At 64.6% G+C, this 20,906-nt stretch carries 28 protein-coding genes, 1 tRNA gene and 1 other RNA gene; 18 read left to right on the top strand and 12 right to left on the bottom strand.

Translation table 11 applies throughout. From position 1 onward, the window contains the following. Nucleotides 1–1,278, bottom strand: coding sequence for an urea ABC transporter substrate-binding protein (locus tag VJ109_RS13320; protein WP_324757371.1), 1,278 nt, complete (start codon nucleotides 1,276–1,278; stop codon nucleotides 1–3). A gap of 312 nt (nucleotides 1,279–1,590) precedes the next feature. Next, nucleotides 1,591–2,001, bottom strand: coding sequence for a nickel-responsive transcriptional regulator NikR (gene nikR, locus VJ109_RS13315; RefSeq protein ID WP_324757369.1), 411 nt, complete (start codon nucleotides 1,999–2,001; stop codon nucleotides 1,591–1,593). 102 nt (nucleotides 2,002–2,103) lie between these two features. Here nikR and VJ109_RS13310 point away from each other — a divergent pair, with 102 nt between their 5' ends. The 12 genes from VJ109_RS13310 (at nucleotide 2,104) to VJ109_RS13255 (ending at nucleotide 10,618) form a co-directional block, all read left to right on the top strand. After that, complete coding sequence (locus VJ109_RS13310; RefSeq protein ID WP_324757367.1) at nucleotides 2,104–2,739, top strand: energy-coupling factor ABC transporter permease; 636 nt, start codon at nucleotides 2,104–2,106, stop codon at nucleotides 2,737–2,739. Next, complete coding sequence (locus tag VJ109_RS13305) at nucleotides 2,739–3,044, top strand: PDGLE domain-containing protein (protein ID WP_324757365.1); 306 nt, start codon at nucleotides 2,739–2,741, stop codon at nucleotides 3,042–3,044. Before VJ109_RS13310 ends, VJ109_RS13305 begins: the two co-directional genes overlap by 1 nt. After that, the gene (gene cbiQ / locus VJ109_RS13300) at nucleotides 3,031–3,822 is read left to right on the top strand and encodes a cobalt ECF transporter T component CbiQ (protein ID WP_324757364.1); all 792 of its coding nucleotides are present in this window, start codon (nucleotides 3,031–3,033) and stop codon (nucleotides 3,820–3,822) included. Before VJ109_RS13305 ends, cbiQ begins: the two co-directional genes overlap by 14 nt. Continuing rightward, nucleotides 3,813–4,607 carry an energy-coupling factor ABC transporter ATP-binding protein gene (locus VJ109_RS13295; RefSeq protein WP_324757363.1) on the top strand — a complete coding sequence of 265 codons (795 nt, stop codon included), beginning with the start codon at nucleotides 3,813–3,815 and terminating at the stop codon, nucleotides 4,605–4,607. The genes cbiQ and VJ109_RS13295 overlap by 10 nt, the downstream gene beginning before the upstream one ends. A 175-nt stretch (nucleotides 4,608–4,782) precedes the next feature. Further along, the gene (locus tag VJ109_RS13290) at nucleotides 4,783–5,202 is read left to right on the top strand and encodes an urease subunit beta (RefSeq protein WP_324757361.1); all 420 of its coding nucleotides are present in this window, start codon (nucleotides 4,783–4,785) and stop codon (nucleotides 5,200–5,202) included. Further along, nucleotides 5,199–6,905 (top strand): urease subunit alpha, encoded by a 1,707-nt coding sequence (gene ureC, locus VJ109_RS13285; protein WP_324757359.1) that lies wholly within the window; start codon nucleotides 5,199–5,201, stop codon nucleotides 6,903–6,905. Before VJ109_RS13290 ends, ureC begins: the two co-directional genes overlap by 4 nt. After that, entirely contained in the window at nucleotides 6,902–7,246 is a 345-nt protein-coding gene (locus VJ109_RS13280; protein ID WP_324757357.1) for an urease subunit gamma, read from the top strand. The genes ureC and VJ109_RS13280 overlap by 4 nt, the downstream gene beginning before the upstream one ends. Further along, nucleotides 7,243–7,866 carry an urease accessory protein UreG gene (gene ureG / locus VJ109_RS13275; protein WP_276222170.1) on the top strand — a complete coding sequence of 208 codons (624 nt, stop codon included), beginning with the start codon at nucleotides 7,243–7,245 and terminating at the stop codon, nucleotides 7,864–7,866. Before VJ109_RS13280 ends, ureG begins: the two co-directional genes overlap by 4 nt. Continuing rightward, complete coding sequence (ureD, locus tag VJ109_RS13270; RefSeq protein WP_324757355.1) at nucleotides 7,866–8,792, top strand: urease accessory protein UreD; 927 nt, start codon at nucleotides 7,866–7,868, stop codon at nucleotides 8,790–8,792. The genes ureG and ureD overlap by 1 nt, the downstream gene beginning before the upstream one ends. After that, nucleotides 8,792–9,385 (top strand): urease accessory protein UreE, encoded by a 594-nt coding sequence (locus VJ109_RS13265; protein WP_324757354.1) that lies wholly within the window; start codon nucleotides 8,792–8,794, stop codon nucleotides 9,383–9,385. The genes ureD and VJ109_RS13265 overlap by 1 nt, the downstream gene beginning before the upstream one ends. Beyond that, nucleotides 9,382–10,071, top strand: coding sequence for an urease accessory protein UreF (locus VJ109_RS13260; RefSeq protein WP_324757353.1), 690 nt, complete (start codon nucleotides 9,382–9,384; stop codon nucleotides 10,069–10,071). Before VJ109_RS13265 ends, VJ109_RS13260 begins: the two co-directional genes overlap by 4 nt. A gap of 91 nt (nucleotides 10,072–10,162) precedes the next feature. Then, a complete protein-coding gene (locus VJ109_RS13255; RefSeq protein ID WP_324757351.1) occupies nucleotides 10,163–10,618 on the top strand; it encodes a histidine kinase in 456 nt (151 codons plus the stop codon). A 21-nt stretch (nucleotides 10,619–10,639) separates the two neighbouring features. Here VJ109_RS13255 and VJ109_RS13250 read toward each other — a convergent pair whose 3' ends face one another. Continuing rightward, complete coding sequence (locus tag VJ109_RS13250) at nucleotides 10,640–11,242, bottom strand: class I SAM-dependent methyltransferase (RefSeq protein WP_324757349.1); 603 nt, start codon at nucleotides 11,240–11,242, stop codon at nucleotides 10,640–10,642. 234 nt (nucleotides 11,243–11,476) lie between these two features. Between VJ109_RS13250 and VJ109_RS13245 the strand changes: the two genes are divergently transcribed. Beyond that, entirely contained in the window at nucleotides 11,477–11,671 is a 195-nt protein-coding gene (locus tag VJ109_RS13245) for a cold-shock protein (RefSeq protein ID WP_276222180.1), read from the top strand. 87 nt (nucleotides 11,672–11,758) lie between these two features. Here the strand turns inward: VJ109_RS13245 and VJ109_RS13240 are convergent, their stop codons facing one another. Continuing rightward, nucleotides 11,759–12,481, bottom strand: a complete 723-nt coding sequence (locus VJ109_RS13240; protein ID WP_324757347.1) for a profilin-fold protein — start codon at nucleotides 12,479–12,481, stop codon at nucleotides 11,759–11,761. 162 nt (nucleotides 12,482–12,643) lie between these two features. On the opposite strand from VJ109_RS13240, the gene VJ109_RS13235 reads away from it, so the two are divergent. Next, nucleotides 12,644–13,606 carry a patatin-like phospholipase family protein gene (locus tag VJ109_RS13235; RefSeq protein WP_324757346.1) on the top strand — a complete coding sequence of 321 codons (963 nt, stop codon included), beginning with the start codon at nucleotides 12,644–12,646 and terminating at the stop codon, nucleotides 13,604–13,606. Between the two features lie 4 nt (nucleotides 13,607–13,610). Here VJ109_RS13235 and VJ109_RS13230 read toward each other — a convergent pair whose 3' ends face one another. Together VJ109_RS13230 and VJ109_RS13225 are read right to left on the bottom strand one after the other, a co-directional pair. Beyond that, a complete protein-coding gene (locus VJ109_RS13230) occupies nucleotides 13,611–13,844 on the bottom strand; it encodes a hypothetical protein (RefSeq protein WP_324757344.1) in 234 nt (77 codons plus the stop codon). A gap of 43 nt (nucleotides 13,845–13,887) precedes the next feature. After that, complete coding sequence (locus VJ109_RS13225) at nucleotides 13,888–15,291, bottom strand: TIGR00366 family protein (protein ID WP_324757343.1); 1,404 nt, start codon at nucleotides 15,289–15,291, stop codon at nucleotides 13,888–13,890. A gap of 137 nt (nucleotides 15,292–15,428) precedes the next feature. Here VJ109_RS13225 and VJ109_RS13220 point away from each other — a divergent pair, with 137 nt between their 5' ends. Further along, on the top strand, nucleotides 15,429–16,295 hold the full coding sequence (locus VJ109_RS13220) for an SDR family NAD(P)-dependent oxidoreductase (protein WP_324760346.1): 867 nt from the start codon (nucleotides 15,429–15,431) through the stop codon (nucleotides 16,293–16,295). Nucleotides 16,296–16,537: 242 nt separating this feature from the next. On the opposite strand, the gene VJ109_RS13215 is transcribed toward VJ109_RS13220, so the two are convergent. Further along, nucleotides 16,538–16,612: transfer RNA gene (locus VJ109_RS13215), tRNA-Arg, on the bottom strand. A 167-nt stretch (nucleotides 16,613–16,779) separates the two neighbouring features. Between VJ109_RS13215 and VJ109_RS13210 the strand changes: the two genes are divergently transcribed. Beyond that, nucleotides 16,780–17,415: an RAD55 family ATPase gene (locus VJ109_RS13210; RefSeq protein WP_324757341.1), complete on the top strand. Its 636-nt coding sequence runs from the start codon at nucleotides 16,780–16,782 to the stop codon at nucleotides 17,413–17,415. On the opposite strand, the gene VJ109_RS13205 is transcribed toward VJ109_RS13210, so the two are convergent. Further along, nucleotides 17,412–17,693 (bottom strand): DUF5798 family protein, encoded by a 282-nt coding sequence (locus VJ109_RS13205; protein WP_324757339.1) that lies wholly within the window; start codon nucleotides 17,691–17,693, stop codon nucleotides 17,412–17,414. The two genes, VJ109_RS13210 and VJ109_RS13205, sit on opposite strands and share 4 nt — an antisense overlap. Nucleotides 17,694–17,772: 79 nt before the next feature. Between VJ109_RS13205 and VJ109_RS13200 the strand changes: the two genes are divergently transcribed. Together VJ109_RS13200 and ffs are read left to right on the top strand one after the other, a co-directional pair. After that, complete coding sequence (locus VJ109_RS13200; RefSeq protein ID WP_324757338.1) at nucleotides 17,773–18,186, top strand: DUF7548 family protein; 414 nt, start codon at nucleotides 17,773–17,775, stop codon at nucleotides 18,184–18,186. A gap of 60 nt (nucleotides 18,187–18,246) precedes the next feature. Next, nucleotides 18,247–18,558, top strand: an RNA gene (gene ffs / locus VJ109_RS13195) — signal recognition particle sRNA. Nucleotides 18,559–18,832: 274 nt separating this feature from the next. On the opposite strand, the gene VJ109_RS13190 is transcribed toward ffs, so the two are convergent. The 4 genes from VJ109_RS13190 to VJ109_RS13175 form a co-directional block, all read right to left on the bottom strand. After that, entirely contained in the window at nucleotides 18,833–19,147 is a 315-nt protein-coding gene (locus VJ109_RS13190) for a nucleoside triphosphate pyrophosphohydrolase (RefSeq protein ID WP_324757337.1), read from the bottom strand. A 239-nt stretch (nucleotides 19,148–19,386) separates the two neighbouring features. Next, complete coding sequence (locus VJ109_RS13185; protein WP_324757335.1) at nucleotides 19,387–20,295, bottom strand: mechanosensitive ion channel family protein; 909 nt, start codon at nucleotides 20,293–20,295, stop codon at nucleotides 19,387–19,389. Further along, complete coding sequence (locus VJ109_RS13180; protein WP_324757333.1) at nucleotides 20,292–20,540, bottom strand: YhbY family RNA-binding protein; 249 nt, start codon at nucleotides 20,538–20,540, stop codon at nucleotides 20,292–20,294. Before VJ109_RS13180 ends, VJ109_RS13185 begins: the two co-directional genes overlap by 4 nt. Before the next feature lie 52 nt (nucleotides 20,541–20,592). Further along, nucleotides 20,593–20,880 (bottom strand): ribonuclease P protein component 4, encoded by a 288-nt coding sequence (locus VJ109_RS13175; protein ID WP_324757332.1) that lies wholly within the window; start codon nucleotides 20,878–20,880, stop codon nucleotides 20,593–20,595. Between the last annotated feature and the right edge of the window lie 26 nt (nucleotides 20,881–20,906).

The following is a 20,906-nucleotide window of genomic DNA, read 5'->3' as shown; positions in this document are numbered from 1 at the left end:
CTATCCAGCCTCCTCGTAGTAGTCCTGTGGGGTGTACTGGGTTTCCTCGTCTTCCTGCGTCAGATCACAGCCGACCGTGTCCTTGAGGAACGTCTCCGGGATGACCCGGTCGTCGACCGCCTCGACGTTGTGTTCCTCGTCGGCACGCATGACCCACATGTGGTGGTCGACGTGGTGGGTTTCGGGGACCAGCCGTATCTCCTCGTCCTCGGGGGCCTCGGGCGCGCCGTAGGTGATCCCCGACTCCAGGGCCGCCTTGACTTCGCCTTGTTCGGTCGTGCCAGCCTGTTCGACCGCCTGCTTGTACATGTAGATCGAGAAGTAGTTGTTCTCGGCCTCCTCGTTGAGGTAGGGAGCGTCGGGGAACTTCTCGTAGTAGCGGTCGACGAACCCGCCGTCCTCGGTGTTGCGCTGGGTCGGGATCTCTTCCATGTAGTTGACCCCTGCGTAGATGTTGGCCATCGCAGGCGGGTCCAGCCGACGGTGTTCGTACCCCTGGGCCATCGCCGTCGACGTGCCGATCGGAATCTCCAGCCCGGCCGAGGCCTTCTGCTCGTAGAAGGAGGTGTGGTTCGCGCCGACGAGCATCGACATCACGAAGTCCGGGTCGGCTTCCTGGATGCGGTTGATCGTCGAACCGAACTGGGAGTTCGACAGCGGGATGAACTCCTCGCCGATGACGTTGGCGTTGTTCTCGTTTGCCAGGACCTTCACCCAGTCCGCCGAGAGCTGCCCGAAGTTGTAGTCGGCGGCGATGGTGTAGATGTCAGAGCCGTACTCCTCGACGAGATACGGGAGGACGCTACCGAGTTGCTGGCGGGCGGTCGGCCCGACAGCGAAGACGTTCTTGTCACAGACACCGCCCTCGTACTGAGTAGTGTAGAAGTACAGCTGATCCTCGCGGTCAATGATCGGGCGGATAGCCTCGCGAGTTGCCGAGGAGTAGCCGGCCCACAACGCGTCGACGTTGTTCTGGTTGATCATCCGCCGGGTGAGTTCCTGGTAACGCTGGTTGTCCGACTGCGGATCGGGGTCGAACACCTCGATCTGTTTCCCGTCGATCCCGCCGTTGTTGTTGATCTCCTCGATGGCCAGCAGCGACGCCTTGTGTTTCGGATCACCAACCAGCGCGAAGTTACCCGAGCGGTCCTCCAGGACGCCGAGCTTGATCGTATCGTCGCCAGAGGCCGAGCCGCCGGAACAACCGGCGAGTGCGGTCCCGGCCAGAACAGCCGACGATCCGAGGAAGCCACGGCGACTGACGAGTCGGTCGCTCATGCGTCCACCACCGGGAAACTGTCATCATCTACAACCTTATACACGCCGTTACTGAACGTATCAAGCGACTTGTCGCCCAAATTAGTACGTCCGTCCATCGTATAGCTCACATCGTTGGACATCCACAGGAAGTAAATAAGGATTACTGATCGAATCTTATACTCTCCTTGAGAACGCGGGTTGTGTATAAGGATATAGAAGGACGTTCGCAAGTTACCGGATATTCAAACAATATCTGCGGAAAATAGATGAAATCCGCAGAATTCCGTTCTGCCAGCGAGAGAGCCGAATCGGTTGCCGCTACTGGCCGAACTATTCGTCGACCACGACGACCTTGACCTGCTGGACGCCGGTGACCGATCGGAGTTGGTTCGCCAGCGCGGTGATATCACCGGCCGCACCCTCGACGACGAGTGTCTCCATACAGGTGTCGTGTGAGAGGTGGATATGCTGGACGGACACGATCGTCTCGGCCATCTCGTGTTGGATCGTCTGGAGTTCGTCGGCGATACCGGCCGCGTGGTGGTCGTGGACGACGACGATCGTTCCGTGGTGGTGGTGGTCGCCGTCGGATTCCCACTCGTAGGCCCCGAAAAAGTCCCGCAGCGAGTCACGGACAGCGGCCGATCGGCTGGGGTACTCCCAGTCGTCGACGATCCCGTCGAGTCGGTCGACCATCGACGACGGCAGCGTGAGACTGATCCGGTCGAACTCGTCGCTCATACCGGCGTGTACGCAGATGGCCGGTATATGACTGGCCACTCGCCGGCGGTAATACTGCGCTATGACAAAGTATTATTGTCGGCCCCGACAGAAACGGGTAGCATGCACATTCCCGACGGCTACATCGATCTGCCGCTCGCGTTGCTGTTCGGCGCGCTCAGTGTGGGAGTGCTGAGCCTCGCTGCCAGGCGAGTCGGGGGTGACATCCCCGAACGGCGCGCGCCGCTGGTGGGCGTCGTCGCCGCCGGTGTGTTCGCCGCACAGATGCTCAACTGGCCGATCCCGGGCGGGACGAGCGCACACTTCGTCGGCGGTGCCTTCGCCGCGATCCTGCTGGGACCCCACCTGGGCGCACTCTGTGTCGCCACGGTCGTGACGATCCAGGCACTGATCTTCGGCGACGGTGGGCTCGTGGTACTGGGAGCGAACGTCTTCAACATGGCCGTCGTCGAGGTGTACGTCGGCTACGCGATCTATCGGTTGGTGGCTCCCTACGGTGAGTTCCGGGCCGCCTTCGCGGCCGGGTGGCTCGGAATCACCGCCGGGGCGCTCACCGCCGGCCTCCAGCTCGGCCTCTCCTCGGCCTTCGAATTCCAGGTGGTGACGACGCTCGCCATCATGGGCGTGGGTCACCTGGTCCTGGGGCTCGTCGAGGGTGCGATCACCGCCGTGGTCTATCGCTATCTCGCTCGGGCGCGGCCGGAGCTCCGACCGACCGCAACGGAGGTGACCGCGTGATGGCCCCGGATTGGCTCCCGCGTGCGCTGGCGGTCTTAGTGGTCCTGACGGTGCTCGCCCCGGTGTTTGGCTGGGCGGCCGGCGCTGTCGGCTACGCCGAACCGCTAGAGAACGCCGCCGAGGCGACGGGCGCGACCGACCACGCGAGTGCAACCGGGATCGCTCCCTTCCCCGACTACGCCGTCCCCGGTCTGGGCGGAGCGACCGGAACCTTCGTCGCCGCGGTCGTCGGGACCGCACTGACCCTGTTGGTCGCGACAGGGATCGGCCGACTGCTCGGGACCGGGACCGATGGGCAACACTGATCTGGTCGCCCGGACCGTCGAATCGGTTGCCGGCCGCGCACAGTGGTTCCTGCTCACCGAGGATGTCCCGGAACGCCGGGGGTTCATGCAGGCGACGACACCGACCGTCAAGCTCCTCGGCGTCCTCATCCTCGTTGCTCTCACCGTGACACAGCGGGCGCTCCCGACCGTCGCTGCCCTTGCGGCACTATCGGGCGTGCTGGCGCTCCTATCGCGGGTTCCCGCTGGAACCTTTCTCGGACGGCTGGGCGGGCCACCGGTCGTTGCCATGGTCGTCGTCTCTCCGCAGGCTGTCCTGATGGGCGGGCCACGGCTGAGTGGCCTCCCGGTGTCAGCAGCAGGCGTCGAGTACGTCCTGGTCTTTGCCGTCCGGGTGGCCGCCTGTGTTGGCTTCCTCTCGGTATTACTGTTGACGACCCGGTTCAGCGACATCCTTGGAGCGCTGTCCCGCCTGCGAGCGCCGTCGATCGCCGTCTCGCTGCTGTCGATCACCTACCGGTATCTGCTGTTGTTTTTCGCCGAACTCGAACGGATGGTCCGTGCACGCCGCGGACGGACGCTGGCCGAGACATCTCTGGCCCGGACCTGGCGGGACTCGGGGAACTTCCTCGGGGCCTTCCTCCTGCGGAGCGTCGAACGGGGCGAGCGGGTCCAGCGAGCCGCCCGTGCCCGCGGCGGGACCGGGACGGCACAGACCCAGCGAGCCGAGTCCGCCGGCGCGGTCGATCTGGTCTTCGGTGTGGTCGTCCTCACAGCGGTGGTGGTCGTGTGGCTGTGATCGACGCCAGCGGCGTCCGTTACAGCTACCCCGACGGGACACTGGCCGTCGACGGCGTCGACGTGACCGTCGAGGCGGGCGAGCGAGTTGCGCTACTGGGGCCAAACGGCGCCGGCAAGAGCACGCTGTTGCAGTTGCTCGGTGGACTGTTGGACCTGGACGCGGGAACTGTCCGGTACTTCGGAGAGACGACTGACGCCGACACCGTTCGGGACCGGCTGAGTGTCCTCACACAGAACCCCGCCGACTACCTCTTCAACCCAACAGTCAGAGAGGATCTGGCGTACGGTCCGAAGCAGTTGGCCCTCACAGAGGACGAGGTCGACCGCCGCGTCAAGCGGATCGCCGATCGGCTGGACCTCGATGGCCTGCTATCGAAGCCGCCGTTCCGGCTGAGTGGGGGCCAGCAGCGACGGGCAGCACTGGCGAGCGCGCTCACCGTCGAGCCGGATGTCCTGCTACTCGACGAGCCACTGAGTAACGTCGACGCCACGAACCGGGCGACGATCCTGGAGTTGCTCGACGAACTCGCCGACGACGGGGCGACGCTCGTGATCTCGACCCCCGATACCGAACTCGTTCCACAGGTCGCCGACCGGGTGATTCTGCTGGACGCCGCCGGGGAGATCGCGGCCGTCGGCCCGACCCGCGAACTCCTGACCGATACGGCGCTGCTGGCCGACTGTCGGCTCCGTCCGCCACAGGTCGTTCGGCTGTTCGAGAGCCGGTTCGACCGGCCCCCGCTGACCGTCGCGGAAGCCGCTAACCGTCTCGACGGTAGATAACCGAACAACGCATGGTTGATTTTCGTCGGTTTTTCACGGTTTGGCATGACAACTTCAACTTCTGTGGGAAGGACAGGCGCTAATTGCACCGACAGGAATCGGTTTATCCAGTGTGGTTGAACACAGGGGTATATGTTTGCCAAACAGTCGAACGGAGTCACAGGTGTGATCGACCGTGTCTGACGGGTTCGTCCCGGGCGAGATCATCCCCGGCGAAGGGACAGTGACACTGAACGAGGGCCGGGACACCACCGAAGTGACCGTCGGCAATACGGGCGACCGACCGGTCCAGGTGGGCTCGCACTTCCACTTCTTCGAGGCCAACGCCGCCCTGGAGTTCGACCGCGAGGCGGCCTTCGGAATGCGACTGAATATCCCGGCCGGAACAGCCGTCCGGTTCGAGCCGGGCGACGAACAGACCGTCGAACTCGTCGATATCGGCGGCAAGCGCGTCGCCCGCGGGATGAACGGGATGGTCGAGGGCAGCGTCGACACCGACCCGAGCGACGCGCTCGAACGGCTCCGGGCAGCCGACTTCGGCGACACAGGGACCGACGAGAGCGGACCGCGAAACGACGAGGAGACCGAGGAATGACACGAGACATCGACCGTGACAACTACGCCGAACTGTACGGGCCGACCGAGGGGGACAAGGTCCGTCTGGGCGACACTGAACTGTTCGCCGAGGTCGAGAAAGACCTCCGGACCCACGGTGACGAGGCGGTCTTCGGCGGCGGGAAGACCCTTCGAGACGGCCTCGGACAGGCACCAGGCGTGACCCAGGAGGAGGGCGCACTCGACTGGGTCATCACCAACGCGACGATCATCGACCCGAAACTCGGGATCGTCGCCGGCGACATCGGTATCCGGAACGGCGAGATTGCCGGTATCGGGAAGGCCGGCAATCCGGACACGATGGACGGCGTCGACATGGTCGTCGGCCCGTCGACCGACGCCTACCCAGCCGAGGGGAAGATCGCGACCACCGGCGGCCTCGACATCCACATCCACTGGAACTCCGCCCAACTGCACGAACACGCGCTCTCCTCGGGGATCACGACGATGCTCGGCGGCGGCTACGGCGGCGGCGCGACGACCTGTACGACCGGCCCCGAGAACATCAAGCGGTTCCTCCAGGCCGCCGAGGCCTGGCCGGTCAACGTCGGTTTCTACGGGAAGGGCAACGCCTCCGATCCGGAGCCGCTGCGCGAACAGGTCGAGGCCGGCGCCTGTGCGCTGAAACTCCACGAGGACTGGGGGTCGATGCCCGCCGCCATCGACACCGCACTCAACGTGGCCGAGGACGAGGATGTCCAAGTGTGTATGCACACCGACACGCTCAACGAAGCCGGCTTCGTCGAGAACACCTTCAGCGCCGTCGACGGCCGGACGATGCACCTGTTCCACATCGAGGGTGCCGGCGGGGGCCACGCGCCGGACATCATGGAGATGGTCGGCCAGCCCAACATGCTCCCCTCGTCGACGAATCCCTCGATGCCCTACACCGACAACACGTTCGACGAGCACCTGGACATGGTGATGGTCTGTCACCACCTCAATCCGGACGTCCCCGAGGACGTCGCCTTCGCCGAGTCCCGGGTCCGGGCCGAGACCATCGCCGCCGAGGACGTCCTCCACGACATGGGCGCCATCTCGATGATGACCTCGGACTCCCAGGCGATGGGCCGGATGGCCGAAGTCATCTCCCGAACCTGGCAGACGGCCTCGAAGATGAAGTCCCAGCGGGGGCCGCTTCCCGAGGACGAGGGGTCCGGTGCCGACAACTTCCGGATCAAACGCTACATCTCGAAGTACACGATCAACCCAGCCATCTCGGCAGGGATCGACGAGTACGTCGGGACGCTGGAACCCGGAAAGATCGCCGACATCTGCCTGTGGGACCCCGCCTTCTTCGGGGTGAAACCGGCGATGACGTTCAAGGGCGGCTTCCCGGTCCACTCCGAGATGGGCGAGGCCAACGGCTCGCTGATGACCTGCGAGCCGATCCTCCAGCGCGAGCGGGCCGGCGCGGTCGGCAAGGCCAAACACGCGCTCTCGCTGTCCTTCGTCTCGCCTGCCGCCGCCGAACGCGGCGTCGGCGAGGAGTACGGCCTCGACTCCGAGGTCGTCCCCATCGAGGGCGCTCGCACGCCCGGAAAGGGCGACATGGTGTACAACGACTACTGTCCCGACGACATCGAGGTCAACCCCGAGACCTTCGAGGTCGAGGTCGACGGCGAGAACGTCACCTGTGAACCGTCCTCCGAACTGCCACTCGCACAGCGGTACCTGCTATGAAACTCACAGCCAAAGAGCAAGAACGGCTCACGGTCTTCACTGCGGCAGAGGTCGCACGGCGTCGCAAGGAGCGCGGCGTCCTGCTGAACCACCCCGAAGCGGTCGCGTACATCAGCGACTGGTGTATCGAGCGCGGGCGGGAGGGCCAGTCGGTCGCGGAGATCCGAGCGGGTGCGTCCCAACTGCTGGGCCGCGACGACGTCATGGACGGTGTCCCGGAGATGATCGACATGATCCAGGTCGAGCCAGTCTTTCCCGACGGGACGAAGCTGGTGACCGTCCACGACCCGATTCGTTCAGATAGCGTCGGGACCGCCGATCAGGGCGACGAGGACACATGAGCAAGACACACCGCGACGTGGCGACCGTCGGCGTCGGCGGCCCCGTCGGCTCGGGCAAGACGGCGCTGCTGTCGGAACTCGTCCCGAAACTCCGCGATGCGGGGCTGGACGTCGGCGTCATCGCCAACGACATCCTCACCCAGGAAGACGCCGACCGACTACGCGAGCGGTTCGCCGACGTGGTCCCCGAGGACCTCGTCGCCGGCGTCGAGACCGGCGCCTGCCCGCATACTGGTATCCGCGAGGACCCATCCATGAACCTCCAGCAGATCGATTCCTTCGTCGAGGAGCACCCTGAACTGGACGTGGTCCTCGTCGAGAGCGGCGGGGACAACCTCGCGGCGACGTTCAACCCCGAACTCGCGGACTTCTCGCTGTACGTCATCTCGGTCGCCGAGGGAGAGGACATCCCCCGCAAGCGCGGCCCCGGCGTCGTCGACTGCGATCTGCTCGTGATCAACAAGACCGACCTGGCGCCCCACGTCGGCGTCGACGTCGACGTGCTCGAATCCGACGCCCACGAGGTCCGGGAGGGACCCACCGTCTTCACCAACTGCAAGGCCGGCGAGGGCGTCGACGAGGTGATGGCCCACATCGACGAAGGGGTGCTGTTCGCCTGATGGCAACGGACGGTGAGCCGCTGCCGGAGGAGACGGACGCTCCCCACCCGACCTTCGCCGAGTACGCCGCCGAGCAAGTCCCACAGGCCGCCGTCGGCGCGCCGGGAAAAGACGGCGTCCTCGAACTGACCTTCGCCGACACCGCGGGCGGGACCGCGCTCGTCGAGGACTACGCGACGGTGCCGTTCCACATCTCCGGGACGCTGGGCCACGACCCGCATCCCGACGCCGAGACGGTGTTCGTCCAGTCGCCGACCGGCGGGATCGCCCAGGGCGACCGCCACGACATCACGGTAACCGTCCGCGAGGACGCCGTCGCCAACGTCTCCACACAGAGTTCGACGAAAGTCCAGTCGATGGAGTGTAACTACGCGGCCGCCGACACCGACCTCTCGGTCGAGGCCGGCGGCCACCTGGACTACGTCCCGGAGCCGACCATTCTCCACGAGAACGCACGGTACTGTCAGGACCTCCGACTGGAGTTGGCGGCGGACGCGACGGCCGTCCTCAGCGACGTGGTCGTCCCCGGGCGACTCGCTCGCGGCGAGGCGTTCGCCTTCGAGCGGTACCGCTCGACCGTGGAGGCCGCCGGCCCCGACGGGCTGCTGTTTACGGACACCACGCACCTGGCTCCCGAAGAGGACGACCCGACGGCACCGGGGATGCTCGGTGAGTTCGCCGTCTACGGGACGGCGTTCGTCGTCGCCCCCGATGCGGACACCGACGGTCTGAGCGACGCTATCCACGAGGTCGTCGCCGACCGTGAGGCCCGGGCGGGCGCGAGTACCCTCCCGAACGACGCGGGCGTCTCGGTCCGTGCGCTGGGTCACCGAGCGGAGACGGTGACAGCGACGCTCCGGGCGGCCTGGGACCACGCACGACAGGAACTGCTGGGGGCGCCGGCCCCCAGCGGGAGGAAGTACTGATGCGCATCGCCGACAGCTACCTCGGCCACCGCGAGGACACCGCCGTGCAGGCGCGACTGGCCGAGGCCGATCCGGTAACCGTCGTCCTCTCGGACACGGAGCGACAGCGCTCGCGGGTCCGGACCCGAACCGACGACGACCGCGATCTCGGGATCGTCGTCCCGCAGGACTTGGGCGACGGCGACGTGTTGGAAACGGGCGACGGCACCCCCGTCGTCGTCGAACTGGCGTCGATCGACGCACTGGTCCTCGATCTGGACGGGAGCGATATCACGCCGACGGCCGCACTGGATTTGGGCCACGCCCTCGGGAACCGCCACTGGGACCTCGCACTGCGTGACGGAGCGGCGCTCTTTCCGGTCCCCGACAGCCGCGAGCGGATGGACGCCATCGTCGAGGGCGAACTCCCAGCGGATATCGACTACCGCTACGAGACCGTTCGGCCGACGCTGTTCGACGACGACGGCCCGCCGGACGACCATGGACACGAGCACAGCCACGGGCACGAACATGGGCACGGCGACGATCACAGCCACGAGCATAGCCACGACCACGGCATCCACACCATCGACGACCGGGAGGGAGACACGTGAGCGACGACGCCACCCTCAGCGCGTTCCGGCTGGCCGACTCGTTCCTGCCGGTCGGGACCTACACCGTCTCCTACGGCCTCGAACAGTTCACGCAGGACGACCGGATCGACGACGCCGACGACCTCCGTGAACTGCTCGGAACCTACCTCCGTCGCCAGGTCGGACCTGCCGAACTGGTCGCGCTGCGGGCCGCACACGCCGCAGCCAGTCCCGGCGACCTCGACAGTATCTGCGAGGCCGACCGCCGGCTGAGCGCGGTGACGCTCTCCGCGGAGTTCCGCGAGAGCGCCCAGCAGTCCGGCGACCGACTGCTCTCCCTCCAGCGTGAACTACAGGACGAGGACACGCTGGAGCGGTACGCCGATCGCGTCGCGGCCGGCGACGCGCCCGGCAACTACGCTGTCGTCCTGGGCGTGACCACCGCACTGGCCGGGATCGAGGTCCGGCGAGCCTGTCTGCTGTGCTGTCACGGCTTCGTTACCGGCCTGCTCGGGGCCGCCCAGCGGTTGCTCTCGCTGGGGCATACCGACGCCCAGCGCGTGCTGGACGACCTCCGGCCGGTGATGGTCGAAGCCGTCGACGACAGCGCCGACACCGACCTCGACGAGATGGCCCCGTTCGCGCCACTGGTCGACGTTCTCGCGGCCGAACACGAGCGTGCCGAGCGACGCCTGTTCGCGAGTTGACCTGTTCTCGTATTTTAGTCTTCGGGAGAAATGCGGGATCGGTGCGGTCTCAAGTCGCCTTCATGCCACAGCCACCGGCAGTACAGCGTGCATGGCAACGAACACACAGACTACGGCAGACACTGAGGTGTTGCTGGACGACTGGCAGGCCGGTGTCGTCGGTGGAATCGCGGGAGCAGCGGTCATGGCCGTCCTCGTCTCAGTCATGAACGCGGCCGTTCTAAACGGGGCGATCCCGGGGCTGTACGGACTCTCCGGTGGCATCGCTGGCTGGACGGTACACCTCTCACACGGTGCCGTCCTTGGAGTCGTCTTCGCGGCGCTGGTCAGATCGATCGGCAGGGGATCGACCGGCAGAACCGTCGGCCTCGGCATCGCCTGGGGCGCCGTGACTTGGGTCGGTCTGGCGGCGCTCGTGATGCCACTCTGGCTGCGTGCAGTCGGGTTCCCTCAGGCGCCACCCTTCCCCAACTTCGCGGTCCCGAGCCTCCTCTGGCACGTCGTCTACGGCGGGGTCCTGGGCGTGGCCTACGCGGTGCTGCGCTGAGCGGGCGCCCGAGAGACTGGTTCACTCCAGGGGCCGGAATACCCGTACCGTATCGCGTTTTCCGGTCGTCGATTCGACCTCGGTCAACCCCCGCTCGGTGAACACCTCGTTCCAGTCCCGATAGTACAGCGGCAAATCGTCGTCGACGTAGTTGACCGTCCCGGCCTCACCGCTCTCGTTCTCGACGGTGACCAGAAGTTCGCCGGCGATCCGTGCGATGTCGTCGAACACCCACGTCGAATCGGGATGGATGTGCTGGAGTGTCTCGACGGAGAAAACCACGTCGAACGCGTCGTCGTCGAGGTCGGTGACGAACTCCTCGATCGATGCGGCATGGAAGGTTCCGTCGGCCGCCAGATCGGGATACGTCTCGGCCAACACGTCCAGTGCGTCGGCGTTGAGATCGACGCCGGTGAGATCGGTGAAGCCGGCGGCTGCCAGTTCCGCCAGGTGTCGCCCGGCGTTACAGCCGACTTCGAGGACGCTGGCGTCGAACCCGACGTGTCGCTCCAGTAGCGAACGGACCAGCTCGCTCGTCGCGTCCGACCCGTAGTGGGCGTAGTACGTCGGCGAATACTCGCCCGAGCGGTCCGCCCACTGTCGCCGAACCTCGTGAGAATCCACGTTCGATCATCGAGACCATGACGAATAACCCTGCCCATACGCGAACGAGTGGAAGGGGACGGAGCCGGCGCCGATCCGACGGGACCGAGCCGTTCCCGAACCAGCTGGCCCCGGAACCGCAACCGACGGTCGCTCGACTATTTCCCACAAGATGAATATTTGTCCAATATACCGCCCCGATAGTAGACGAACACCGATTAGTTTATGAATGGAGGACTCCGACTGGTAATCGCAATGGTAAACGGTACTGTGGATTTCTTCCACGACAACGGCGGCTACGGTTTCATCTCGACTGAGGATGCGGACGATGACGTCTTCTTCCACATGGAGGATGTCGGCGGCGCGGACCTCGAAGAGGGACAGGACATCGAATTCGACATCGAAGACGCCCCCAAGGGACCGCGCGCAACGAACGTCGTCCGCGCATAAGCAGGTTTCAGCCGTCGCGGACGCGACGCTCACTACCTGACTTCTCACAATCCGACTCACTGGAGAGCGACAGCGACCGGCGCCGCGTCACAGTTCGACAGTTCCCAGCTCCGCCTCCAGCTCCTCGACGTGGTCGTTGTACGCCTCGACGAACCCGCGGAACCGGGGGGCGTATTCGCGGATGTCGGCCGCCGAGGGCTGTTCGTACTGTGAGAGGAGGTAGAGCCCGCCGGTTCCGCCGACGCGGAGATACGACGCCCGGGACTCTTCCCACTTCAGTTCCCAGCGTGTCCCCTCGACCCGAGTGGTAAAGCTCCCGTAGTCGCCGCCCTCGTAGCGGTGCAGTTCGCCGGCGATCCGGTCACACACCTCCCGTACGCGGTCGAGGACGCGGTCCCGCTGGGCGACGACGCCGTCGGTCGTCGCCACCGCGGGAAACTCCGTCGAAACGTCGTCGAGGACGCCGTCCAGCGAAGCGACGTAGTCGTTGAAGCCGGCGACGAAGGCACTGTAGTCGGCCATCGCGTCGGCCAGCGGTTCCGGTTCGGGCGGGTGTTTCGTCGAGACGACGTACACCTCCGAGCCGCGTCCGGGGTCGAACCGCAGGTACTCCAAGTCCCCGCCCTCGTACTTGACCGTCCACTCCCCGCGGTCGGTCTCGATCGTCGCCTGTCCGTAGTCACCGCCCTCCAGCCGTGCGAGCTGGTAGGCGACACGGCCGGCGTGGTCCCGAACCGCCGCGACCAGTTCGTCCCGTCTGTCGGCGACCGCCGTCGCGTCGGCGGGGTCGACCGGTGGCCACTCTGTCACACCGGGTTCTCTGCCGGGAACGACATAACCGGTACGGTCCGGGACAGTGCCACGGACCAGCGTCGATCCACCACAGGCGCGGGGACACACTGACGTGGCCGTAGTGGGCCGGCAGCGGTGAAGCCGGTTCGCTTAATGGGATTCGCCGACGACCACTTGTCGATGCCAACCGACCAGACAAACGTCGCTATCGCCTGTCAAGGGGGCGGTAGTCACACTGCGTTCACCGCAGGTGTCCTTCGAGAGCTGCTACGGGATCTCCCCGAGAAGTACAATATCGTCGGCTTTAGCGGCACGTCTGGCGGCGCTGCCTGTGCGACCCTGGCCTGGTACGGCCACGTCCATCCCGAAGCGGACCCGGGTGAACTACTGACCGGGTTCTGGACGGATCTCTCGGCGTCCTCGCCGCTCCATCGGGCTGCGAACAACGTCATCCGATGGGGTATCGCCCTCGAACGGGCCGGCGTCCCGTTACCCGATATCAGTCCGGCCGACTCTCCGGGTTCGAAATGGGGGAAAGACGAGTTCCAGAAACTGCTCGAATCGTACGTCGATTTCGACGCGGTTCCGGAGTTGCTCGACGGCACCGAGCCCGGCCTGTTTCTCAGTGCCATCGACGTCTGCGGTGGCACCTTCGAGATCTTCCGTGAAGACGACCTCTCCAGCGATGCGATCATCGCCTCGGCCGCCGAACCACACCTGTTCGAAGCGGTCGAGATCGACGGCAAGCACTACTGGGACGGTCTGTTCTCGAAGAATCCCCCGATGCAGGAGTTCATGGAAGCGACGGACAATCCGGACCCCGACGAGATCTGGCTCATCAAAATCAACCCACAGGAACGATCTGAGGTCCCACGGAGCATGGAGGGGATCAACAACCGCCGGAACGAACTCTCCGGTAACCTCTCGATGACCGCCGAGATACGGTACATCGAACGTATCAACGACTTCATCGAGAAGGGATATCTCCCCGAACGGTACACGCATACGGAGATCCGACGGATTCGTTTCCCGAAGAGTCGCAAGCTCGACTGGCGGACGAAACTCGACCGCGACCCCGAGTTCCTCGAACGACTGGTCAAGGACGGCGAGAAGCAGGCCAAGACGTTCCTCGACGCGCTGTAGCCGATCACGTCGTCACGTGGCCCATCCGCGCCCCGTCGTCGATCGGGCACTCACCGGCGGTTCCGTTCGCGTCCGCGTACATCGCGCTCTCGTGAGTCTCGTGAGGGGGTTCCGGCGTGGTCGCACCGGGGTCCGGACAGTCGGTAGTCCCGGCGCCGTGAACCGACGCCGAACTCGCGACCCTACCGAGTAGCGCGGCGGCGATGACCACCGCATCAACGAACAGCCAGCGTCTCACGATCCGTCCCTTATCGAGCGTCGTCAAAAACAGTTCGTCCAAATCAGAGGACGGCCAGGAACAGCGTGAGCCAGCCACAGACGATGACGAGCCCGACGACCATCGCCACGGTCGTGTAGCCGATGATGTCACGGGCACGCAGGTTCGCAATCGCCAGCAGTGGAATCGCCCAGAACGGCTGGATCATGTTCGTCAGCTGGTCGCCCAACATCTCGATGAGTATCGCGTCTCGCGGTGTCATCCCCATCTCGGCGGTGAGTTCGAGCATGATCGGCCCCATCGCGACCCACTGCCCACCACCCGATGGGATGAAAATGTTGACGAACCCGGCGACGAGCACGCCGATGACCGGCCAGGTGGTCGGCGTCGCGAACCCACCGACGAACTCGACGATGAGCGTCGCGAGTCCCGTTCCCGTGAGGATGCCGGCGATACCGGCGTAGAACGGGAACTGAAAGATGACGCCCGAGATGTTGCTGACGCTCTGTTTCATCTGGTCGATCAACGCCATCGGGCGGACCCACAGCAGGACGGCCAGCGCGATGAACAGCGCGTTGATGCTGTTGAGCGTCAGATTGGAGATCCCACCGGGCGTCAGCACCCACGCGTCGACCACGAAGTACGCGGGAAAGAGGGCGATAGAGAGCCCGATGAGCCGAGAATCGTTTAGCCTGTCGGCGAACCGCTGTCTCCCGCCGTCGGTCGTCGCTTCAGGTGCTGGCTCCCCGTCTGCCGCATGGACAATTGTGTCGATCTCCTTGAACTCCGGGCGAGGGAGCTGTGTGATCCCGTCTTTGGGGTGAAGGAACCCCATGACCACCGGAATAACTGCGAGCAGTGTGCCGGTCGTGACGACGTTGGCCGTCGAACCGATGGTCTCCGAGAGCGGGATCGTCTGGCGGAACTCCGGAGCCCACGCAGTGGGGATGAGCGTCGAGTCGGCCATCATCAGGCTCACCGATGACGTGAGACCGCCGTGATAGATCATCAGGCTCGTGTATCCCGCCGCGGCAAGCAAGGGGTAGTGGACCGCGATTCCCCGCTCTCGGCACTCGTACGCGACACGTTTGGCCATGATCGCACCGACGATGAGCCCGATCGCCCACGAGACGAGTGCGGCGGCCATCGCCACGAAACCGACGAACCAGACAGCCGTGAACTGGGAGTTCGGGAGGCGTGCCAACTTCTCGAGTTGGCTGGTGAACTTCGGTGACTTGGCGATCGCGTCCCCAGCCATCAGTAACACCGCGATAGAGGCCATAAACGGCAGCAACGTCCAGACACCCCTGTTCCAGGCAACCAGCGTCTCCCGTGGTCCGGCGCCCGTCAACAGCGCCGCGCCGGAGGCGATGAACGTGAGAAGAATCGCGATGACATACGGGTCGGGGATGTACTCCTCCGAGAGGTCGGAACAGAGTTCCCCAAACCGTCGGAGTAGTGTCAGCATGCAGGCGAAACACTACCGAACCGTATCAACATGTCGGCTCTTTTCCGGGCGACAGATCAGCAATCCAGCTGGCGACGTGTGCCGAGGGTCCCCATAACTATTCCCAGTAGTGGTACGACGGTCGGACCATGGCTGACATGACTGTCGACGAGGCGATGGCCAAGTACGGTCCCAGTGAGGTGACACGCGACGATCTGTTGACGATCGACGACCCGAACTACACCGCTGACAACGTCGTGATCGTTACGGGCGGCGGTGCAGGGATCGGGCGTGCAACGGCACTGGCGTTCGCTGCGAACGGTCTCACAGTCGTTGCGACCGACCGCGACGACGACGGGCTCGACGCCGTCGAAACTGAGGCCGCGGAGCTTTCCCTCCCCGGCGAAGTCGTTACGGTGACGGCGAACCTGACGGACGACGACGGTCTCGAACGCATCGTGGACACCGCCACACAACAGGGATCGCTCCGCTATCTGATCAACAACGCCGGCATCCAGACCGTCGCGCCGATCGAGTCGTTCCCCATCGAGAAGTACGATCTGATGCACGACGTCATGCAGCGAGCACCACTCGTTCTCACCAAACACTGTCTCCCCCACTTCCGGGCCAACGAGGACGGCCGTGGCGTGGTCGGCAACATGTGCTCTGTCCACGGCCATATCGTGACGAAGGACAAGGTCGCGTACAACACGACGAAGTTCGGATTGCGCGGGCTGACTCAATCGACCGCCGCCGAAGGCGACGGAAAGGTCCGTGCCTTCACTGTCAGCACCGCGTACGTCAAGACGGCACTCGTCGCCAAACAGCTCCCCGACACCGCCGACCGACGCGGGATGACAGTCGACGAAGTCGTCGAGAAGGTGATGCTCGAACGAACCCGAGTGAAGGAGATGATGGAGCCCTACGAGGTCGCGAACCTGTTCGTCATGGGCTGCTCTCGTCACAGTCGGCATCTCAACGGCGGCGATATGACCCACGAAGGTGGGATGAGTCTTACCTACTGACCGTCGTCTGTGGGACCTGGATATACCTGTGCAGTCCTGGCTCGCCAAGGCAGACTTCGAGGAGCGGCGATCACAGGCCCAAGCGTCGTCTATCGCTCCTCACAGGTGACCGTGGGCTCGCGAATGTGCTCGCGGCAGAACGGGCGCTGAGGGATTTGAACCACGGTCGGAGCAGGCTCCTCCCTGATGCAAATCCCTCAGCCGACGCTCCTCAGCGCTCACTGTCGTTCGCACAAAAGTCACGGGCGCTGAGGGATTTGAACCCCCGACGGTTTGGTCCGAAGCCAAGCACTCTGTCCAGGCTGAGCTAAGCGCCCTACAGTATCATGTATTCTCGGACCCACTGTTAAACCAACCGGTTCGCCGCGACCGGAGAGCAGTCATCTGAACGACACACAACCAATAAATGTCGGCTTCAAGAACAGGTAGACATAGCGTCGGCGACGTTCGGAGATGTCGGTACCACTGCCAAGACACGGGTCATATGTACGAATTTGGATATCAGCTATCGGGGGTTTCGGTGCCGCCTGGGACGAATCTCCTCATTACAGGTCCACCATTGACGGGCAAGCGTCGACTCGCACTGGAGACACTCGCTAGCGGTACGGAAGACGGTGACGGCGGTATTTTACTCACGACCCGGGACAGCGCTGACCGAATCCTGACAGTGTACGAACAGCTAGCTGATCCGACGACGACGCCGGTAACCGTCATCGATGCAGTAACGAAGCATATGGGCCAGTCTGTCGAGGAAAGCGAACGCGTCAGTTACGCCGCGTCGCCGACTGAGATGACCGAGATCGGGATCAAGTTCTCCGAGATCGTCGAGTCCTACGACGAGCAGCCGGGGATCGACCGGACCCGCGTAGTCGTCGACTCGCTGACGACGTTGCTGCTCTACGCGAATCTTCAGACCGTCTTCCGGTTCATGCACGTGTTCACCTCCCGTGTCGAGAACGCTGACGCCGTCGGGGTCTATACGATCGAATCGACCGCCCACGGATGCGAAACGATGAACACGCTCACGCAGTTGTTCGACGGCGTCGTCCGGGTCGATCGCGACGGGGAGTTCACGGTCGAGCTCGATGCCGACCCGGCACAGATCGACCCGTCCGATTAGTCGGTGTTGTCGTCTGTGTCGGATTCTGTTTCAGCGTCGTCGATGAGCGCTTCGGTCTGGACCGTCTCGACGTCGATCCCCTGCTCGTCGGCGATAGCTTCCAGCAGCGCTCGCTGTTCGGCTAGCTCCCGGTCGAGGTCGTCGACGTGATCGTTGGTCTCCTCGACAGTCCCCCGTAGCTCCTGGAGTTGCGTCTTCAGTTCGGTGACCTTCGCGTAGAGGTCTTCGGCGATATCCGCGACCTTCTGGATCTTCTTGGCGGTCGAGCCCAGTCCCATACGCCGCTATACCGGGAGCGGTCATTTGCCGGTTTCGTTCGAGCGTCGGTGTTAAGACGACGCCCGCCCCAGCGCCGGTATGAACGACCTCCGTGTCGCGCCCACCGTGGGCATCGCCGGGTGTCTGCTGTACCTCGTCGCGCTGGCTGTTCCGTATGCGCTCGTCGAGACGACGAGTGCCGTCGGCGCGTACTACGGATCGGGCGCGCTGACGCCGCTGGTGCCGGCCACCTTCGCGATCATCGGCGTGATCGTCTTCGCTGCGGGCCGGGAAGGCCGGTCCGACCCCAGCGTGGTCGCCGGTGCAGGCCTCGTCCTGGGGCTCTTCCTCGTCGGCCTCTCGCTGGTGTGGGCCGTGACCGTCCCCGAGAGCCTCGTCCTCGGATTGACAGAATCAACCCTCATGGAGTACCACCGCTGGGTGGTCGTCGCCGCCGCAGTTCCGGTTCCGATCGGTGCGACGTGGTTCGCGAACGCACTGGACCTACTGTAACTGGTCGCCCTCTCGCGGTCTGGCATCCGAAAGGCCCTTATGCGACGCCGGTGGATTTGCTGGTGGACTAGGTCGGGGGGTTTGGCCCCCCTCATAACCCGCACTACGGTCATCAGCGGGGACCGAAACCCGGGGGCGTCCGGTCTGACGGACGTGGACCCCGTGAGCCAACGTGGAAGCCTCGTCCCGCGGGGACGGCGGTCCATGCGATCGCATCTGCAGGGATGCGCTCGCGTGGTTGATCGATGGCACCCCGCCAGGCACGGAAGTGAGCAGCGGACCATCGGACACCCGTCGCTCGTGGGGTCGCGGGGTGGAGGAGGCAAACGGGATTACCCACGGCCGAACGCCGGGCAATCTCGGGGTCCATTCCATTCATACCACTTTTTACTTCGTCGGGTGAGCGGCCGCGCTCACCTCTCCTCGTAAAAACGTGGGGAAAAACGGCCGAAATCTCGGCCTACGGCCTCGATTCCGGAGAAACGGCTCGCTGCGCTCGCCGTATGCTTCAGGGTTGACCTGCCCTTCCCCCTCTCCGCCTACGGGGTGAGTGAAGGCTCGTCAGAGCTTTGCTCTGACGGTGAGTTACTCGACTGCGACTCCCGTCGCAGCACTCGCTCCCGGCCACAGCACCACAATTGTTCGATTACTGTTCGACCCGCTCCAGAACGATACCGTCCTCGAAGCGTCCCCGCTTCTCGGCCTTCTGTTCCCGTTTTTCGGCCAGTTCGTCCTCGGAGACACCATGGTAACGGCAGAGCGCGTGGGGCACTTCGAGAACGTCGGCCAGTTCCGTGACGCTGCCGTCCTCGCGGTACTCGGTCGCTTCTTCGAGCAGTTTCTCCGCGAGTCGGTTGCCGTACTCCTCACCGTCTGCGACGTGGGTCACCGGCGTCTCGCCGTCGTCCTCGATGATCGCGGGGATGGCGTCGCGGACGAGTTTGTCGTACCCACGAGCCATATCCGATCCACAGCCTGCCGGACAAAGTGGTTAGTGGTCGAGACTGCCGGAGAGACGACCACGCTGGCCGTTCGCGGCCTCCGTGCCGCGAAGACGGGGAAGGGCAGGCAGGCCACGGAGCATCCGCCGAGCGAAGCGAGGCGGTTCACAGGACCGAACCGAGTGAGGTCCTGTCTTTTTCCCCACGTTTTTGCGGAACGGGCGGGCCGGCGGCCCGCCCGTTCGGTAAAAAGTGGTCGCTAGTCGTCGGCGGTTTCCGCGACGGCCTCGTAGCCGGCGATGTCGAGGCTGCCACCGAGCGTGCGGTTCGGGTAGGGGATGTTGATGTCTTCCTCGTCGAAGCGCTGTTTGACCGTCTGGACGTACTCGCTGCGGGTCTTCACGAAGTCACTCCGGCTCGGGTCGTCGATCCAGATGCGGGACTTCAGCCCAACCGAGGAGTCACCCAGTTCGGTCAGCCGGACCGTGGGTGCGGGTTCGTCGAGGATCTCCGAGTGGTTCTCGGCTTCCTCGATGATGATCTCGGTCGCCTTGTCGATGTCGTCGTCGTAGCCGATGCCAAAGAGGAACTGCAGGCGAAGCTGTCCCTTGGCAACGGGGTTCTTGATGACGCCGTCGGTGAGGTTGGAGTTGGGAACCGTCAGCAGTTCGTTGTCGAACGTCCGGACGCGGGAGACGCGCAGACTGATGTCCTCGACGATGCCGGAGTTGCCGTCCCACTCGATCCAGTCGCCGATCCGGAACGGCTTGTCCGTGTAGATGAACACGCCGGCGACGAAGTTCTTGAGGACGTCCTGCATCGCGAACCCGATCGCCAGCGTGGCGGCGGCCGCGACCGTCGCGAGCGACTGCAGGAAGTTCCCGTAGCCGGCAAAGCCGAAGGCAACCGAGATCGCGACGAAGACGATCAGAATGCTCGTGACCTTCTTCAGCGGCTTCCGTGCGTGTTCGTCGAGCTCACGGGTCCTGAGCGTACGGTCGACGACCGGCAGAATCAGCAGACGGCCGAGGACGTAGACGACCGCGAAGGCGATAATAAACGAGATCGCGGCACCGATGGGATCTGCGTAGGGAACGCCGGCGGACTCCAACAGCCCAGCGACCGCACCGCCGCTCGCGGCCCCACCCGTCGGCGTGGTCTGTATCATCGTTCGAACACCGCTGTGTGCCCGCGGGTCTGGACGACGTCGGCGCCGGCCAGTTCAGCGAGGTCGGCTGCCAGCTCTTCCGTAGTCGTCCCCCCGCGGGCGGCACGGAGGAATTTTACCTTCACGAGCGATCGGTCGGACAGTTGGTCGCCGAGTTCGTCGGCGACCGATTCGACGCCGTGTTTCCCGACGCGGAGTGTCGCATCGAGTTCGTGTATCTCCTGTCGTCGACTCGCATCTGACATGTGTCACGTATATCGGAGACAGACGTATAAAACCAGTCGTCGGAGCGGATGCTCAATCATACGGATAGCGGTACTGTGCGCCACAGTCACAGGTGACAGCGACGTGACCGGACTGCGTGCGGGACTGTGCGTTGACCCCGTGTACGAGAAATACATCACAATTCCCACACGTCGACCGCTCGAACGGTCTCGGGAGCCGGAGCCGGTGGCGTTCGGCGACCCGTCGCGCTCGCCGGACGTATGCCCGAGCCCGGTCGGGGTAGCCATCGCGGACGGCGTCGCGAGCCAGCGACGCGAGCCGATCGATCCGTTCGCTGGCGATGGCCGTCTCGTCTGTCATCGTCGGAGGTTCGCCGGCGCCGGGAA

Source organism: Haloarcula montana, from assembly GCF_035666295.1.
GTDB classification, from domain to species: domain Archaea; phylum Halobacteriota; class Halobacteria; order Halobacteriales; family Haloarculaceae; genus Haloarcula; species Haloarcula montana.
The sequence above is the reverse complement of the archived record's forward strand: the minus strand, read 5'-3'. Positions and strand labels throughout refer to the sequence as shown.